Origin of the sequence: Pseudomonas sp. LH21, from assembly GCF_036549575.1 — a bacterium.
GTDB classification, from domain to species: domain Bacteria; phylum Pseudomonadota; class Gammaproteobacteria; order Pseudomonadales; family Pseudomonadaceae; genus Aquipseudomonas; species Aquipseudomonas peradeniyensis.
Genome location: NZ_CP144367.1, coordinates 1,695,363 through 1,709,567, shown reverse-complemented (window position 1 = coordinate 1,709,567; position 14,205 = coordinate 1,695,363). Strand labels below are relative to the sequence as shown.

Below are 14,205 nucleotides of genomic sequence, written 5' to 3'. Positions count from 1 at the left end.
GGCATTCAATACGTTGGAGCGACCGGCACGCCGTCAGCGGCGTTCGATCGGGTCGATGATCTGCAGCGACAGGGTGCCCTTGTGCGAACCCAGCCGCGCCTTGAACGACGGCACGCCGTTGGCGCGCAGCACCAGGTGCTCCGGCAGTTCCACCGGAATCACGTCGCCCGGCTGCATGTGCAGGATGTCACGCAGCTTCAGCTGGCGACGGGCGACCGTGGCCGACACCGGCACGTTGACGTCCAGCACGTCTTCGCGCAGGGCCTTGACCCAGCGCTCGTCCTGGTCGTCCAGATCGGACTGGAAGCCGGCGTCGAGCATTTCGCGCACCGGCTCGATCATCGAATACGGCATGGTCACGTGCAGGTCGCCGCCACCGCCGTCGAGTTCGATGTGGAAGGTCGAGACCACCACCGCCTCGCTGGGGCCGACGATGTTGGCCATGGCGGGGTTGACCTCGGAGTTGATGTACTCGAAGTTGACCGGCATGATCGCCTGCCAGGCTTCCTTGAGGTCGACGAAGCACTGGTCCAGGACCATGCGCACCACGCGCAGCTCGGTCGGGGTGAACTCGCGACCCTCGATCTTGGCGTGACGGCCGTCGCCACCGAAGAAGTTGTCCACCAGCTTGAACACCAGCTTGGCGTCGAGGATGAACAGCGCGGTGCCGCGCAACGGCTTGATCTTGACCAGGTTGAGGCTGGTGGGTACGTACAGCGAGTGCACGTACTCGCCGAACTTCATCACCTGCACGCCGCCCACCGCCACGTCGGCGGAGCGACGCAGCAGGTTGAACATGCTGATGCGGGTATAACGGGCGAAACGCTCGTTGATCATTTCCAGGGTCGGCATGCGACCCCGCACGATACGGTCCTGACTGGTCAGGTCGTAGCTCTTGATGCTGCCGGGCTCGCCAGCGCTCTCGGTTTGTACCAGCCCATCGTCCACCCCATGCAGCAGGGCGTCGATCTCATCCTGGGACAGCAGGTCCTGCACGGCCATCTATGTGCTCCTACTGCAATACGAAATTGGTGAACAGCAGCTGGTCGACGACCGGCCTGCCGACTTCCTTCTGCGCCACTTCCTGCACCACCGCGGTGGCCTTCTGGCGCAGCATCTCCTGCCCGACGGGGCTGGCGGCAAGGGTGTCGAAGCCCTGGCCGGAGAACATCATCACCAGGTTGTTGCGGATCACCGGCATGTGCACCTTGAGCGCTTCGAGGTCGGCCTGGCTGCGCCCCTGCATGGTGATGCTCACCTGCATATAGCGCTGGCGGCCGTTCTGGTTGAAGTTGACCACGAAGGCCGGTGCCAGCGGTTCGTAGATCGCCGGCAGCTTGACATTGCTCTGCGCGGCGTCGGGCGCTGGCGCCGACTCGCTCTTGTGCATGAAGAACCAGGTAGCGCCTACCGACAGGCCGACCGCCAGGAGCAGGGCCAGCACCAGCAGCAGGATCAACTTGAGTTTGCCTTTAGTGGCGGGGTCTTTCACTGCGTCACTCTTCGCCATGCCAATAATCCGTCGTCCATCGGGGTTTCAAGGAAGGATGACGTGGCTTGAGCAAGTGTTATGCCAAATCCGCTCGTGTCGGAAAGCACCCACCCCGTCGCGGGAAAGTACCCGCCCGACGGGGCATGGCCAGGGCCGGGAGAAGATCAGGCGTAGTAGTCGACCATGCTGCTGCCGATCACCGTTTGCTGCTCGACGGGATGCGCGGCATCGGCCAGTTCGCCGCCCTCCCCGGCCGCCTCGGCGCGCCGCGCCGCGACGCCGGACAGGTTCGACCCACCCTGCTGAGCCTGCTGCTGTTGCTGCTGCTCACGGGACTGATCGGCCACGCTGACGTCCGGCTGCGCCAGGCCTTGCTGGGCGAACAACTCGCGCAAACGGAAGGCCTGGCTGTCGAGAGCATCGCGCACCCCGGCGTGACCGCTGACAAAGTGAATCTGGGTGGATTGATCCGCCGCGACATTGACACGAATGTCCAGGCGACCCAGCTCGGCAGGTTCAAGCTGGATATCCGCCGACTTAAGGTTCTGGCTGGACAGGTACATGACCCGATTCACCAGGCCTTCGGTCCAGGCCCCCTGATTCATCGCCAGCGGCTGCTGCAGCGGGTTCGGCGCTACCGGCACGGCGTTGGCGGTCTTGGGCGTCGCCGCTTGCGTCAGGTTTGCCAGGCGATTGGCGAAGTCATCCACACGCGTGTCGCTGCTGGCCTCCTTGATGTCCTTGAGGCCATCGTCGATCAGCCCGGCGAACGCCTTGTCGCCACGCTCGGAGTGCCCGGCCTCGGACTCGGCCTTCTCTGTCACATTCGCCAAGGTATTGACGGCAGTCGCGGCCGGGTCGGCCGGCGCCTGGCCATTTTCCGGGCGCGCGCTGGCGGCATGCGCCGAAGTCGTACCCTTGGCCTGGGCCTCGTGCTCCAACGCCAGACGCAAGGTCGGCATATCGGCCAGTGGGTCGGCGTCCGGATCGAAGTTTGCGTCCTTGAGGACCTCCTCACCGACCGGCGGAGCCGGCACGGCGGGTTGCGGCGTCTGCACCGCCGCCTGCAAAACCGGCGCGACCGCTTCGGCCTGGGCCTGGATCAGCTGCGCGCCGGCCTGGGCATCGGTGATCTGCCCTGCCACCAGATTGGCATCGAGGGAGGGAGTATTGCTGCTCTCAGCCGACTCGTCCGTTTCGCCGGCCGGCTTGGTGTCAGCCGTCGCAGGCAAGTTCTTGCCGTCATCGGCAACGACTGGCTTGCTGGCATCCTGCGGCTTGCCGCCATTGGCGGGAGCTGTCTGCTCCTTGGGTTTGGCCGGGGTGGCGTCCTTGGTCACCTTCACGTCACGGGAAGGAGCATTGTCGCGCCCCTGGCGAGCCATGACCTGGTCGAAGCCAACGCCCTGGCTGGCCGGGGCTTGCAGCGGCTTGTCGGCCACTCCGGCAGCCGGGCGCGACGCCGTATTGACGAGGCCGGCTTGCAACAATGGATTGGGTGCGACAGGCATTGAAAGGTCTCCGCGGCAGAACTGGTAAAGTGCGTCTGTGCGAAGAAAAGCAAAACTCGCGCCAGCTTTACTCGGCGGCGATTCGCTGACGCTCGCCACGGTAGAAGCGCTGGACCTCCAGGTACTCCTGGTCGATACGGTTGATCAGGTCCTCGATGCCATACAAGGATTGTTGACGCACTCGCTCCTCGAGCTGCTGACACAGCTCGGCCAGGCCCACGGCCCCCATATTGCTGCTGCTACCCTTGAAACTGTGTGCGGCAAGGCCCAGCTCGTCGGCATCCTTGGCCTCGTGCAGCTGGCTCAGGCGCCGCTCGGAGTCTTCCAGGAAGGTTTCCAGCAACTGCAGGTAGCCATCTTCCATGACCTCCCGCAAGTCACTCAGCACCTTCTGATCAATATGCATGTCCGCCACTTGCTCACTCCTTGATCAAGCCTGATTAGGCCCGAGCCGCGCAATCCGGCTCACCATTGAAACTCCACCCGCGCCAAGCGTCCACCTTCCAACCACTGGGCATTGCCGGCCAACCGCCGCACCAGGCTCACCCCTCGCCCACTGAAGCCCTGCGCCACCGGCGTGGTGACCGACAGGCGCTCCACGTCGAAGCCTGCGCCGCTGTCGCGGACCTCGATGATCAGACGCCCACCCGCACCTTGAGGTTCCACCCGCAGGGCAATGCCGACGCTGCCGTGCACCCGCCGCCCCAAGCGCTCGGCGCGCAGGCGATAGTACTCGGCGAAGCCTTTGGCGTCGCGCTTGAGCGCCGAGTCCAACCCCAGCACGCCATGTTCCAGCGCGTTGGAGTACAGCTCGCTGAGCACACTGTGCAACTTGCCACTGCTGGGCCTGAGCCCGTGAATTTCCTGCAACAGCTGTACCAGGTAAGGAACCGGGTTGAAGCGGCCCAGGCTCTCGCCCCGCAGCTCGAACTGCAACGACCAGTCCAGCGGGCTGGAACGACCACTGTCGGAGTACACCACCGCCTGCGGCACTACATGTTCAGGCGCCAGCATACGGATATCGCACAGGCTGATATCGTCACGAGACTGACCGCCGAAGCCCGCCAGTGCCTGCATGACCTCGTCGAACAACACCACCGGATCGCGGTTGGCCGCCAGCACTTCCAACAGGCGCTCCACGCCGAACAGACATTCCCGGGCATCCCCAGTGTCGACTACGCCATCGGACAACAGGAACAATCGCTCTCCCACCGCAAGTGGCCTCACCTCGGTGGTATCGTCGAACTGCTCAGGTGGCAGAATGCCCAACGGCAGGTGACGCGAAGGCAACACCTCGAGCACCTCGCCTTGCGCCGACAAGCGATAGCCATCCGGCATGCCGCCGTTCCAGAGCTCCACGGTTTCTCGCTGGAAACTCAGGTTGAGCAACAGCGCACAACAGAACATGTCCACAGGCAGGATGCGCTTGAGCTTGGCGTTCATCTCCCGCAGCGTTTCGACCAGGCCGTAGCCCTTGGCGGTCATGCCATAGAACACCTCCGCCAGCGGCATGGCGCCGACCGCGGCCGGCAGGCCATGGCCGGTAAAATCCCCCAGCAGCACATGCATGTCGCCCGAAGGGGTAAACGCCGCCAGCAACAGATCGCCATTGAACAGCGCGTAGGGCGATTGCAGGTAGCGGATGTTCGAGGCACCCAGGCAACCGGAGTGGGCGACCTTGTCGAACACCGCCTTGGCCACCCGCTGTTCGTTGAGCAGGTGATGGTGATGGCGGGCGATCTGGTCGCGCTGCTCCAGCACCGTCGCCTGCAGGCGACGCAAGCGATCCATGGCACGAATCTTCGCCGCCAGGATGACGGCGCTGTAGGGTTTGGCCATGAAATCGTCGCCACCGGCCTCCAGGCAACGCACCAGCCCCTCCTCTTCATTAAGAGAAGTCAGGAAGATGATCGGCACCAGCGCCTCGCCGGCCAGCGACTTGATCCGCCGGGCCGCCTCGAAACCATCCATCACCGGCATCAGCGCATCAAGCAGCACCAGCTGCGGCCGTCGCTCGGCGAACAGCGCCACCGCCTGCTCGCCGTTCTCGGCCGTGACCACCTCATGCCCCTGGCGGCGGACGATCTGCGCCAGCAATAGCCTGTCCGCGGCGCCGTCCTCGGCCACCAGCACGGTCAACGGCTGATCGGCGGACATGGCCACGCTCAACTGATGTCGAACAGCTTTTCGAAGTTGGAGATTGCCAGAATCTTGCGCACATCAGGGCTGGCATGGACCACACGGATATCCGAATCCTCGCCACCGACATGGTCGCGCAGCAGCAGCAACATGCCCAACGCCGAGCTGTCGAGATACGTGGCCTCCTTCAGGTCGACCACCACCGAATCCGGGCGCGGGCGCTGATGCTCGTAGGCGTCCCTGAATTCCTGGTGCTTGCCGAAATCGAAACGACCCTTGACCTTGATCGTCAGCTTTTTCCCGTCCTGTGAAAAATCAGTTTCGACTGCCATGCGAGCGATTCCTTCGATGATGGCGAATGCGACTTCTGAAGGTTTAGCAGGCACTGGCGACAGGCGCCAGTCAGGTCGATCAGGGGTGGCTCTGGCGCGGGAGGCGCTGGGACAGCTCGTCGAGCAGTTTCTGCTCGCGCTTGTCCTCGGCCCGGCGCGCTTCATCCAGGTAGCGCTGGACCAGCTTGCGCAGCCCTTCGACCCGGGCATAGGCCTGCTGCCAGGTGTTGCGGGCGTTGTTCAGGTTGTTCTGGTGCCAGGCCATGCTCTGGCGCTGCTGGGTCATCGCCGTCTCCAGCTGCCCGAGGAAGCGCTGGTAGTTGACCAGCCAGTTGCCATCGACGCCCTGGCTTCCGCGATTGATCCACTGCTGCTGATAGGCCTCGCGAAAACTCTCGAGCTCGGCCTGCTTGGCCTGGGCATCGCTGAGCAGCCTCTGGAAATGCCCCAGGCGCTGGGCGGCCTTGCGCTCGGCCTCCTCGGCCATGTCCACCACCGGCACCAGGCGTGCCGCTCGGCTGGGTTGGGCCATGGTCTATCAGCCCGCCGGCGGCGCGAACACCGCGGCCAGTTCTTCACGGCTCTGTGCCATGCCGACGTTCTCATCCAGGCGCTGGCGCAGGAAGTCCACCAGCTTGGGTTGCAAGGCGATGGCCAGGTCCGTCTCCGGATCGCCACCGGCCACATAGGCGCCGACGCTGATCAGGTCACGGCTCTGCGACAGGCGCGACCAGAGCTGCTTGAACTTCTGCGCCTGACGCAGGTGATCGGGATCGACCACCTGGGGCATGACCCGGCTGATCGAGGCCTCGATGTCGATGGCCGGGTAGTGCCCTTCCTCGGCCAGGCGCCGGGACAGCACGAAGTGACCATCGAGCACGCCCCGCGCCGAGTCGGCGATCGGATCCTGCTGGTCGTCGCCTTCGGACAGCACCGTGTAGAACGCGGTGATCGAGCCACCGCCCGGCTCGCCATTACCAGCCCGCTCCACCAACTTGGGCAGCTTGGCGAACACCGAAGGCGGATAACCGCGGGTGGCGGGCGGCTCGCCGATGGCCAGGGCGATTTCGCGCTGGGCCTGGGCGAAGCGGGTCAGCGAATCCATCAGCAGCAGGACATTCTTGCCCTTGTCGCGGAAATACTCGGCAATTCGCGTGCAATACATCGCCGCGCGCAGACGCATCAAGGGCGCGTCATCCGCCGGCGAGGCGACCACTACCGAGCGCTTGAGCCCCTCCTCGCCGAGGATGTGCTCGATGAACTCCTTCACTTCCCGACCCCGCTCGCCGATCAGGCCGACCACGATGATCTCGGCCTCGGTAAAGCGGGTCATCATGCCCAGCAGCACCGACTTACCGACACCAGTACCGGCGAACAGGCCCAGGCGCTGGCCACGACCGACGGTGAGCAAGCCGTTGATACTGCGGATGCCAACATCCAGCGGCTGACTGATCGGATCACGGTTGAGCGGGTTGATGATCGGGCCGTCCATCGGCACCCAGTCCTCGGCCTTCATCCCGCCCTTGCCGTCCAGCGCGCGACCGGCGCCGTCGAGCACCCGGCCAAGCATGCTCATGCCCATCGGCAGGCGACCGCTGTCGTCCAGCGGCACCACGCGCGCACCGGGAGCAAGGCCGACAATGCTGCCGACCGGCATCAGGAACACCTTGCTGCCGGCAAAGCCCATGACTTCGGCCTCCACCTGCACCGGGTGATAACTGTCGTCATTGATCACCAGGCAGCGGCTGCCCACCGCAGCGCGCAGGCCTTCAGCCTCGAGGGTGAGGCCGACCATGCGCAGCAGGCGCCCTTCGACGATCGGCTGGTCGGGCAGCTTCACCGCGTCGGCGTAGCCCTCCAGGCGCTTGCCGAAGCTGGTGCGGTCAAGGCGCATCGGTTTCACCCGCCGGCACGTCCAGCTCGACGGATATATCCGCCGCAGCAGGATGCAGGGCCTGGTCGTGAGACTGGTCGAACAGCTGCGTCACGGCCTTTTCGATGCGGGTCTCCATGGTCGCGTCGATACGGCTGTGAGCGGTCTCGATCCGGCAGCCGCCCGGCAGCAACGACTCATCCTCGAGCAGTTTCCAGCTCTCCTCATGACGCTCGCGCAAGGCCTTGGCCAGCTCGAAATCCTGCGGATTGAGGTGGATACGGATGTTGTCGGCGCCCATCGGCAGCAGTTTCAGCGCCTCACGCAGGACGTGGGTGATCTGGCTCGAATCGCTGCGCAACTCGCGACCGATGACCTGGCGGGTCATGCTGGCGACCAGTTGCACCAGGGCTTTCTCGATCTGGGTGTCCTGCTCGGCAATGGGCTCGAGCAGATGACTCATGACCTGTTCGAGGCTGGCCAATTTGGCCGCCAGGGCCACTTCGGCCTCCTGGCGAACCTTCAGCTGGGTGCTATGGAAGCCTTCGCGCTCGCCAGTGGCGAAGCCCTCGTTGTAGGCCTCCTGACGGATGGCCTCGAGCTCTTCGAGGGTCAGCGGCTGGACTTCCTCCAGCGGCACCTCCTCGACTTCGTCCTCGATGACCTCAGGCTCCGGCTCGGGTTGCGGCTCGGGCTCGGGGTCGAAGCTGGGCAGCGCCCACACATCCACGCCCTCGAGGTCGCGGGCACGGATCAGGTCGCTGGGATGTTCGGTGGTGGACATGTTTTCAGGTACTCAAAAGCCATCTGCAACCAACGCGCCCCTGTAGGAGCGGCCTTGCGTCGCGAAAGGGCTGCGCAGCAGCCCCACGATCTCGATGTCACCGCAAAATTGTCGGGGCAGCCCTGCTGCCTTTTCCGACAGGTCCGACGCCTCGGCGAGGCCGCTCCTACAAGGGACCGCGTTACCCCGCAGGTCAGATCATTTCCTCGGCGCCCTTGCCGCCCAGCACGATCTCGCCGGCCTCGGCCATGCGGCGGGCGATGGTGAGGATTTCCTTCTGCGCCGTTTCCACGTCGCTGACCCGCACCGGCCCCTTGGCCTCCAGGTCGTCGCGCAGCAGCTCCGACGCTCGCTTGGACATGTTCTTGAAGATCTTGTCCTTGACCCGCTCGTCGGCGCCCTTGAGCGACACCACCAGCACGTCCGAGGACACCTCGCGCAGCAGCGCCTGGATGCCACGGTCGTCGACGTCGGCCAGGTTGTTGAAGACGAACATCAAGTCTTCGATCTGCTCCGACAGGTCGCTGTCGATCTCGCGGATCGAGTCCATGAGCGCGCCTTCCACGGAACTGTCGAGGAAGTTCATGATGTCGGCGGCGCGCTTGATGCCACCCAGGGTAGTGCGCGCGGCATTGGAGTTGCCGGAGAACTGCTTCTCGAGGATCTGGTTGAGTTCCTTGAGCGCCGCCGGCTGCACGGTGTTGAGCGACGACACGCGCAGGACGATGTCAAGGCGCACCTTGTGGTCGAAATTGCTCAGCACCTCGCCGGCCTGGTCGGGGTCGAGGTAGGCGACCACGATGGCCTGGATCTGCGGGTGCTCGTAGCGGATGACGTCGGCCACGGCACGCGGCTCCATCCACTTGAGGCTGTCCAGGCCGCTGGTGTTGCCACCGAGCAGGATGCGGTCGATCAGGCCATTGGCCTTGTCCTCGCCGAGCGCCTGGTTGAGCATCTTGCGGATATAGCCGTCGGAACCGACGCCCAGGCTGGTCTGGTCGCCGACGATCTCGACGAACTCGCTCATCACCTGCTCGACCTGCTCGCGATGGACGTTGCCCATTTGCGCCATGGCCACACCGACCCGCTGCACTTCCTTGGGCCCCATGTGGCGCAGGACCTGCGCGGCATCGGTCTCGCCGAGCGAGAGCAGGAGGATGGCCGCCTTGTCGACGCGGCTCAGCTTGGCGGTAATGGCTCGATTGTCACTCATCGGCGTTGATCCACTCTTTCACGACCTGGGCCACGCGGCCCGGGTCTTCGGCCACCAGGCCCTTGATTGCGTTGAGCTGTGCCTCGTAACCCTCGCTCGGGCTCGGCAACAGAATGCTTGTCGGGCCACCCAGGCTGACGCGGTCGTTGGCCAGTTCGCCATCCAGACCGATCATGCCGCCCAGCTCCATGTCGCTGTCCGTGGCAGCCTGCTTGCCGCCACCTGTGATGTTGTTGAGCACCGGACGCAGCACGCCGAACACCAGCACCAGGATGAACAGCACGCCCAGCACCTGCTTGACGATGTCCCAGAACCATGGCTGCGAGTAGAACGGAATGTCGACCAGCTCGTCGCCACGGTCGGCGGCGAACGGCACGTTGATCACGGTGACGCTGTCGCCACGGCTGGCATCGAAGCCCACTGCGTCCTGCACCAGGCGAGTGAAGCGCGCCAGGTCTTCGGCACCCCACGGAGTGCGGGTGGTTTCGCCGGTGGCGGCGTCGAGCTTGACCTGGTCGTCCACCACCACGGCTACCGACAGGCGGGTCAGGCGACCTTGCTGCTGACGGGTGTGGCTGATGGAGCGGTCCAGCTCGAAGTTCTTGGTGCTTTGCTGACGCTTGTCGCTCGGGTACGGCGCGAGCATCGGCTGGCCGGTGGCCGGGTCCATGATCTGCTGGCCGTTGGCGTCCACCAGCGGCTGCCCAGGCTGGATGGCACCGGCCGGCGTGGCGGCGGCCTTGGCGTTTTCGGGCGCGGAGGCGCCGGCCGGCGGCTGGTTGCTCAGGGCGCCCGGCACACCTTGCGGGCCCTGGCTGCTGGCACGCTGTTCGTTGACCGACTGTTCGCTGCGCAGCGCCGGCTGGTCTGGATTGAACTGCTCGGAGGTGGACTCGACGGCGCTGAAGTCAACGTCGGTCGACACCTCGGCCTTGTAGCGGTCGTTGCCCAGCACCGGCTGGAGGATATTGTGCACGCGCTGGGTGAGCATGCCTTCCATGCGGCGGCTGTAGTCGAACTGCTTGCCCGCCATGGTCAGGGCGGTGTCCTGCAACTGGTCGGAAAGCAGGTTGCCCTTCTGGTCGACCACGGTCACCTGGGACTTGTCCAGTTCCGGAACACTGGTGGCCACGAGGTTGACGATGGCCATCACCTGGCCCGCCTCCAGGGCACGACCCGGGTACAGCTCGACCAGCACCGAGGCGCTGGGCTTGCGTTCGTCGCGCACGAACACCGAGCTTTTCGGGATCGCCAGGTGCACGCGGGCGGCCTTGACATTGTTCAGGCTCGACACGGTACGCGCCAGCTCGCCTTCCAGGCTGCGACGGTAGCGGGTGGCTTCCATGAACTGGCTGGTGCCCAGGCCCTGCTCCTTGTCGAGCAACTCGAAGCCGACGTTGCCATCGCTTGGCGCGACACCGGCGGAGGCCAGTTTCAGGCGCGCACGGGAGAGGTCGTCGGCCTTGACCAGCAGGGCGCCGGAGTTCGGCTCCACGCGATAGGGGATATCGGCGGCGGTCAGGGCATCGATCACCTGCTTGGTGTCGGTGCCCGCCAGGCTGCCGTACAGCGGCCGGTAATCCGGCTGCTGCGACCACAGCACCACGGCGAAACCGATGGCCACGCTGGCGGCCAGGCCGACCAGCAGGCCGACCTGACGCAGCATGGGCATCTGCGAGATGTTTTCCAGGAACGCCATGCCGAACAGCGGCGGCTTGGCCGCTGGCGGACCACTCTTGGCGGGGGCGTTATCGACGACTGCTTCGGCCATGACTCACTCTCGCCCTTATACCGGCATCTGCATGATGTCCTGGTACGCCTGTACCAGTTTGTTGCGCACCTGGGTCAGGGCCTGGAACGACACCGAGGCCTTCTGCGAGGCGATCATCACATCGGTCAGGTCGACCCCGCTCTTGCCGATCTCGAAAGCGTTGGACAGCTGGGAGGAGGCCTGCTGCGTTTCATGCACCTTGCCAATGGCCTGGCCAAGCATGTCGGCAAAGCTGCTCTGGCCTGGCGCCAGTTCAGGCGCGGCGACAGCCTTGGGCTGGGACATGGCTTCGGCCTGCATGGCACGCATGTCCAACATCAGACGATTGAATTCAACACCTTGGGTCATGGACTTCTCTCTCCGGCTGCCGCACTTTTTTTGACACTCGTGCAGCGAATGGGTTGGAACTAGCAAGAGGAGTGCCAGCCAACCCGAAAATCATTCAAAACGACGCATCAACCGAACAGGCTGGCCTCGACATCCAGGCCCGCGTCACGCATCTGCGCCAGCTTGTAGCGCAAGGTGCGGGGGCTGATCCCCAGGCGCTCGGCAGCCTCCTTGCGACGGCCACGCTCAGCACGCAAGGTGTCGATGATCATCTGGAACTCATGACGCCGCATGTCGTCGCCCAGCCCGCCAACCTCGGCAACCGGCTCAACGGACAATGGCTCAATAGTGGCCACTTTCGGCACCGACAATGGAATGGCGCCAGCCAGACAGAAATCCGCCGCCTCGATCACACCACCCTGCTGCAGGATCAGCGCCCGCTGCACGGCGTTGTCCAGCTCCCGCACATTCCCTGGCCAGGCATACGCCTGCAGGCACGCCCGCGCCTCGCTGGACAGGCACACCTGGGCATGGCGCATCTTGCGGGCATGGCGCGCCAGCAGGCGCTCAGCCAGCGGCAGGATATCGGCAGGACGCTCGCGCAGGGAGCGCCAGGCCATGGGGAATACCGAAAGGCGGTAGTACAGGTCTTCACGGAAACGGCCGGCCGCCACCTCCCCCACCAGGTCGCGGTTGGTCGTGGCAAGGATGCGGATGTCCAGGGCGATGGGCTTGCGCCCACCGACGCGCTCGACTTCGCGCTCCTGCAGCACCCGCAGCAGCTTGGCTTGCAAGCCGAGCGGCATCTCGGAGATCTCGTCCAGCAACAAGGTGCCACCGTCGGCCTGCTCGAACTTGCCCGCCTGGGCGGCGATCGCCCCGGTGAAGGCGCCCTTTTCATGGCCGAACAGGGTCGCCTCGAGCATGTTGTCCGGGATGGCCGCGCAGTTGATCGCCACGAAAGGCTGATCCGCCCGCCGCGACTGCTGATGGATGTAGCGCGCCAGCACTTCCTTGCCGGTTCCCGACTCACCGGAGATCAGCACGGTGGAGTCGCTTTGTGCAACCCGTGCCGCCAATTCCAGTAATTGCCGGCTGGCCGGTTCGCACGCCACCGGCCCCTCGTCATCGCTGCCGGCAGCGCTGCCGACGGCATGACGCGCCACCAGGCCGTTCAGCGCTGCGGGCTCGAAAGGCTTGACCAGGTAATCGACAGCCCCCTGGCGCATGGCCTCCACCGCCCGCTCCACCGCCGCATGGGCGGTCATCAGCAACACCGGTAGCTGTGGGTGCTGCCGACGCAGCTGGGCGAGCAGTTGATGACCGTCCATGCCCGGCATGTTCACGTCGCTGACCACCAGGCTGAACGACTCTTCAGCCACCGCCAGCAAGGCCTCCTCGGCACTGCCGACGGCACGGTGGCAGAAACCGCCGATCTCCAGGGTGTCGGCCAACGCCTGGCGCAGAACCCGATCATCCTCGACCAGCAGCACCTTGACGCTCATTGATTTACCTCCCCACGGCCGTCGATCAACGGCAGCAGCACGGTGACACAGGTGCCACGCCCAAGCCTGGAGCGTAGCTGCAGGGTGCCGCGGTGCGCACGCACCACCGCCTGGACCACCGCCAATCCCAAGCCGGTGCCGGTCGCCTTGGTGGTCACGAACGGCTCGCCCAGGCGCGCCAGCAACTGCGCGTCGATACCGCTGCCGGCATCGCTGACGCACACGCGCAGATTGTCGTCGCGGCGCGACAGGTGCACCTTGAGTTTCGCCGGCCCGCTGCTGGCCTGCAGGGCATTCTCGATGAGGTTGAGCAAGGCGCCGACCAGGGTGTCACGGTTGCACAGCAACTCCCCCAGGCGACTGTCGCACTGCCAGCGCACCGCATGCCCCTCGACATGGGCATGAGCTGCCTGTTGCAGCGCCTGGAACAACGCCTTGGGGCTGATGCGGTCATTGAGCGGCAACTCCCCGCGGGCGAACACCAGCATGTCGCGCACCTGGTGCTCGAGTTCGTGGAGACGCTCCTTGAGGTTGCCGGCAAAGCGCAGCCGGGTTTCGTCCGTCAATACCTGCTGCGGTTCGGCCAGGTGACTGGCATAGAGCATCGCCGCCGAGAGCGGCGTGCGGATCTGGTGCGCCAGGGACGCGATCATGCGGCCCAGGGACGACAGGCGTTCGTGCCGCGCCAGCTGATCCTGCATGCGGCGGGTTTCGGTCAGGTCGTTGAGCAGCACCAACTGCCCCGGCTCGGCATCCAGCGAGCGCGTCGCGATGGACAGACGACGCCCGTCACGCAGGGAGACCTCATGACCGTCATCGTCACGCGGCGCGAAACTGCGGGCGATCACCTCGCGCCAGCGCATGCCGATCAATGGCTCGCCGAGCAACTCGCAGGCCGCCGGATTGGCTTCACGCACACACCCTTCTGCGTCGATCACGATCACCCCGCCCGGCAGCAGGTCGAGCAGGTTCTGCAGGCGATTGGCCAGGCGCTCCTTCTCATCGAGCTCGGCCATGCGCTGCGCACTGACCACCGCCAGCTCGCCCTTGAGCTCGCTGACCCGCGTCTCGAGCATGGTGTAGGACTGGCTCAGCTGGCTGGAAACCTGATCGAACAGGGCGAACGCCTGCTCAAGGCCCTGCCGGCTTTCCTGCTCGAGCGGGGTGTGCCCGCGCGGATCGGCGGCATGGGAACGGTGGGCGGCCTGGGGCATCGTGCTCTCTCGCATGGCTGACCGTCATAAAAACGGTATGTTGC

At 65.2% G+C, this 14,205-nt stretch carries 14 protein-coding genes; all 14 read right to left on the bottom strand.

Translation table 11 applies throughout. The features are described from left to right. Nucleotides 1-33 precede the first annotated feature (33 nt). Nucleotides 34-1,002: a flagellar motor switch protein FliM gene (fliM, locus tag VUG52_RS08000; RefSeq protein WP_050706665.1), complete on the bottom strand. Its 969-nt coding sequence runs from the start codon at nt 1,000-1,002 to the stop codon at nt 34-36. Between the two features lie 10 nt (nt 1,003-1,012). Continuing rightward, a complete protein-coding gene (fliL, locus tag VUG52_RS07995; RefSeq protein WP_050706666.1) occupies nt 1,013-1,510 on the bottom strand; it encodes a flagellar basal body-associated protein FliL in 498 nt (165 codons plus the stop codon). A gap of 146 nt (nt 1,511-1,656) precedes the next feature. After that, entirely contained in the window at nt 1,657-3,003 is a 1,347-nt protein-coding gene (locus VUG52_RS07990; RefSeq protein WP_050706667.1) for a flagellar hook-length control protein FliK, read from the bottom strand. Between the two features lie 67 nt (nt 3,004-3,070). Beyond that, nucleotides 3,071-3,418, bottom strand: coding sequence for an Hpt domain-containing protein (locus tag VUG52_RS07985; protein WP_050706668.1), 348 nt, complete (start codon nt 3,416-3,418; stop codon nt 3,071-3,073). A gap of 50 nt (nt 3,419-3,468) precedes the next feature. Continuing rightward, a complete protein-coding gene (locus VUG52_RS07980) occupies nt 3,469-5,160 on the bottom strand; it encodes a fused response regulator/phosphatase (protein WP_262974385.1) in 1,692 nt (563 codons plus the stop codon). An 8-nt stretch (nt 5,161-5,168) separates the two neighbouring features. Then, nucleotides 5,169-5,474 carry an STAS domain-containing protein gene (locus VUG52_RS07975; RefSeq protein WP_050706670.1) on the bottom strand — a complete coding sequence of 102 codons (306 nt, stop codon included), beginning with the start codon at nt 5,472-5,474 and terminating at the stop codon, nt 5,169-5,171. A 79-nt stretch (nt 5,475-5,553) separates the two neighbouring features. Further along, nucleotides 5,554-6,006 (bottom strand): flagellar export protein FliJ, encoded by a 453-nt coding sequence (gene fliJ, locus VUG52_RS07970; RefSeq protein ID WP_050706671.1) that lies wholly within the window; start codon nt 6,004-6,006, stop codon nt 5,554-5,556. A 6-nt stretch (nt 6,007-6,012) separates the two neighbouring features. Further along, on the bottom strand, nt 6,013-7,368 hold the full coding sequence (gene fliI, locus VUG52_RS07965; RefSeq protein WP_038706560.1) for a flagellar protein export ATPase FliI: 1,356 nt from the start codon (nt 7,366-7,368) through the stop codon (nt 6,013-6,015). Continuing rightward, nucleotides 7,358-8,131: a flagellar assembly protein FliH gene (gene fliH, locus VUG52_RS07960; RefSeq protein WP_262974386.1), complete on the bottom strand. Its 774-nt coding sequence runs from the start codon at nt 8,129-8,131 to the stop codon at nt 7,358-7,360. Before fliH ends, fliI begins: the two co-directional genes overlap by 11 nt. A gap of 193 nt (nt 8,132-8,324) precedes the next feature. Then, a complete protein-coding gene (gene fliG, locus VUG52_RS07955; RefSeq protein WP_023631000.1) occupies nt 8,325-9,344 on the bottom strand; it encodes a flagellar motor switch protein FliG in 1,020 nt (339 codons plus the stop codon). Further along, nucleotides 9,337-11,115 (bottom strand): flagellar basal-body MS-ring/collar protein FliF, encoded by a 1,779-nt coding sequence (gene fliF / locus VUG52_RS07950; protein WP_050706673.1) that lies wholly within the window; start codon nt 11,113-11,115, stop codon nt 9,337-9,339. The genes fliG and fliF overlap by 8 nt, the downstream gene beginning before the upstream one ends. A 15-nt stretch (nt 11,116-11,130) precedes the next feature. Beyond that, on the bottom strand, nt 11,131-11,463 hold the full coding sequence (gene fliE / locus VUG52_RS07945; RefSeq protein WP_050706674.1) for a flagellar hook-basal body complex protein FliE: 333 nt from the start codon (nt 11,461-11,463) through the stop codon (nt 11,131-11,133). A gap of 107 nt (nt 11,464-11,570) precedes the next feature. Beyond that, entirely contained in the window at nt 11,571-12,947 is a 1,377-nt protein-coding gene (locus VUG52_RS07940; RefSeq protein WP_050706675.1) for a sigma-54-dependent transcriptional regulator, read from the bottom strand. Then, nucleotides 12,944-14,161: a sensor histidine kinase gene (locus VUG52_RS07935; RefSeq protein WP_262951853.1), complete on the bottom strand. Its 1,218-nt coding sequence runs from the start codon at nt 14,159-14,161 to the stop codon at nt 12,944-12,946. The genes VUG52_RS07940 and VUG52_RS07935 overlap by 4 nt, the downstream gene beginning before the upstream one ends. Nucleotides 14,162-14,205 lie beyond the last annotated feature (44 nt).

What these genes read in the sequence shown, in the direction of transcription:
- fliM (WP_050706665.1), bottom strand. Translation starts at nt 1,002, where the DNA reads ATGGCCGTGCAGGACCTGCTGTCCCAGGATGAGATCGACGCCCTGCTG.
- fliL (WP_050706666.1), bottom strand. Translation starts at nt 1,510, where the DNA reads ATGGCGAAGAGTGACGCAGTGAAAGACCCCGCCACTAAAGGCAAACTC.
- VUG52_RS07990 (WP_050706667.1), bottom strand. Translation starts at nt 3,003, where the DNA reads ATGCCTGTCGCACCCAATCCATTGTTGCAAGCCGGCCTCGTCAATACG.
- VUG52_RS07980 (WP_262974385.1), bottom strand. Translation starts at nt 5,160, where the DNA reads ATGTCCGCCGATCAGCCGTTGACCGTGCTGGTGGCCGAGGACGGCGCC.
- VUG52_RS07975 (WP_050706670.1), bottom strand. Translation starts at nt 5,474, where the DNA reads ATGGCAGTCGAAACTGATTTTTCACAGGACGGGAAAAAGCTGACGATC.
- fliJ (WP_050706671.1), bottom strand. Translation starts at nt 6,006, where the DNA reads ATGGCCCAACCCAGCCGAGCGGCACGCCTGGTGCCGGTGGTGGACATG.
- fliI (WP_038706560.1), bottom strand. Translation starts at nt 7,368, where the DNA reads ATGCGCCTTGACCGCACCAGCTTCGGCAAGCGCCTGGAGGGCTACGCC.
- fliH (WP_262974386.1), bottom strand. Translation starts at nt 8,131, where the DNA reads ATGTCCACCACCGAACATCCCAGCGACCTGATCCGTGCCCGCGACCTC.
- fliG (WP_023631000.1), bottom strand. Translation starts at nt 9,344, where the DNA reads ATGAGTGACAATCGAGCCATTACCGCCAAGCTGAGCCGCGTCGACAAG.
- fliF (WP_050706673.1), bottom strand. Translation starts at nt 11,115, where the DNA reads ATGGCCGAAGCAGTCGTCGATAACGCCCCCGCCAAGAGTGGTCCGCCA.
- fliE (WP_050706674.1), bottom strand. Translation starts at nt 11,463, where the DNA reads ATGACCCAAGGTGTTGAATTCAATCGTCTGATGTTGGACATGCGTGCC.
- VUG52_RS07940 (WP_050706675.1), bottom strand. Translation starts at nt 12,947, where the DNA reads ATGAGCGTCAAGGTGCTGCTGGTCGAGGATGATCGGGTTCTGCGCCAG.
- VUG52_RS07935 (WP_262951853.1), bottom strand. Translation starts at nt 14,161, where the DNA reads ATGCCCCAGGCCGCCCACCGTTCCCATGCCGCCGATCCGCGCGGGCAC.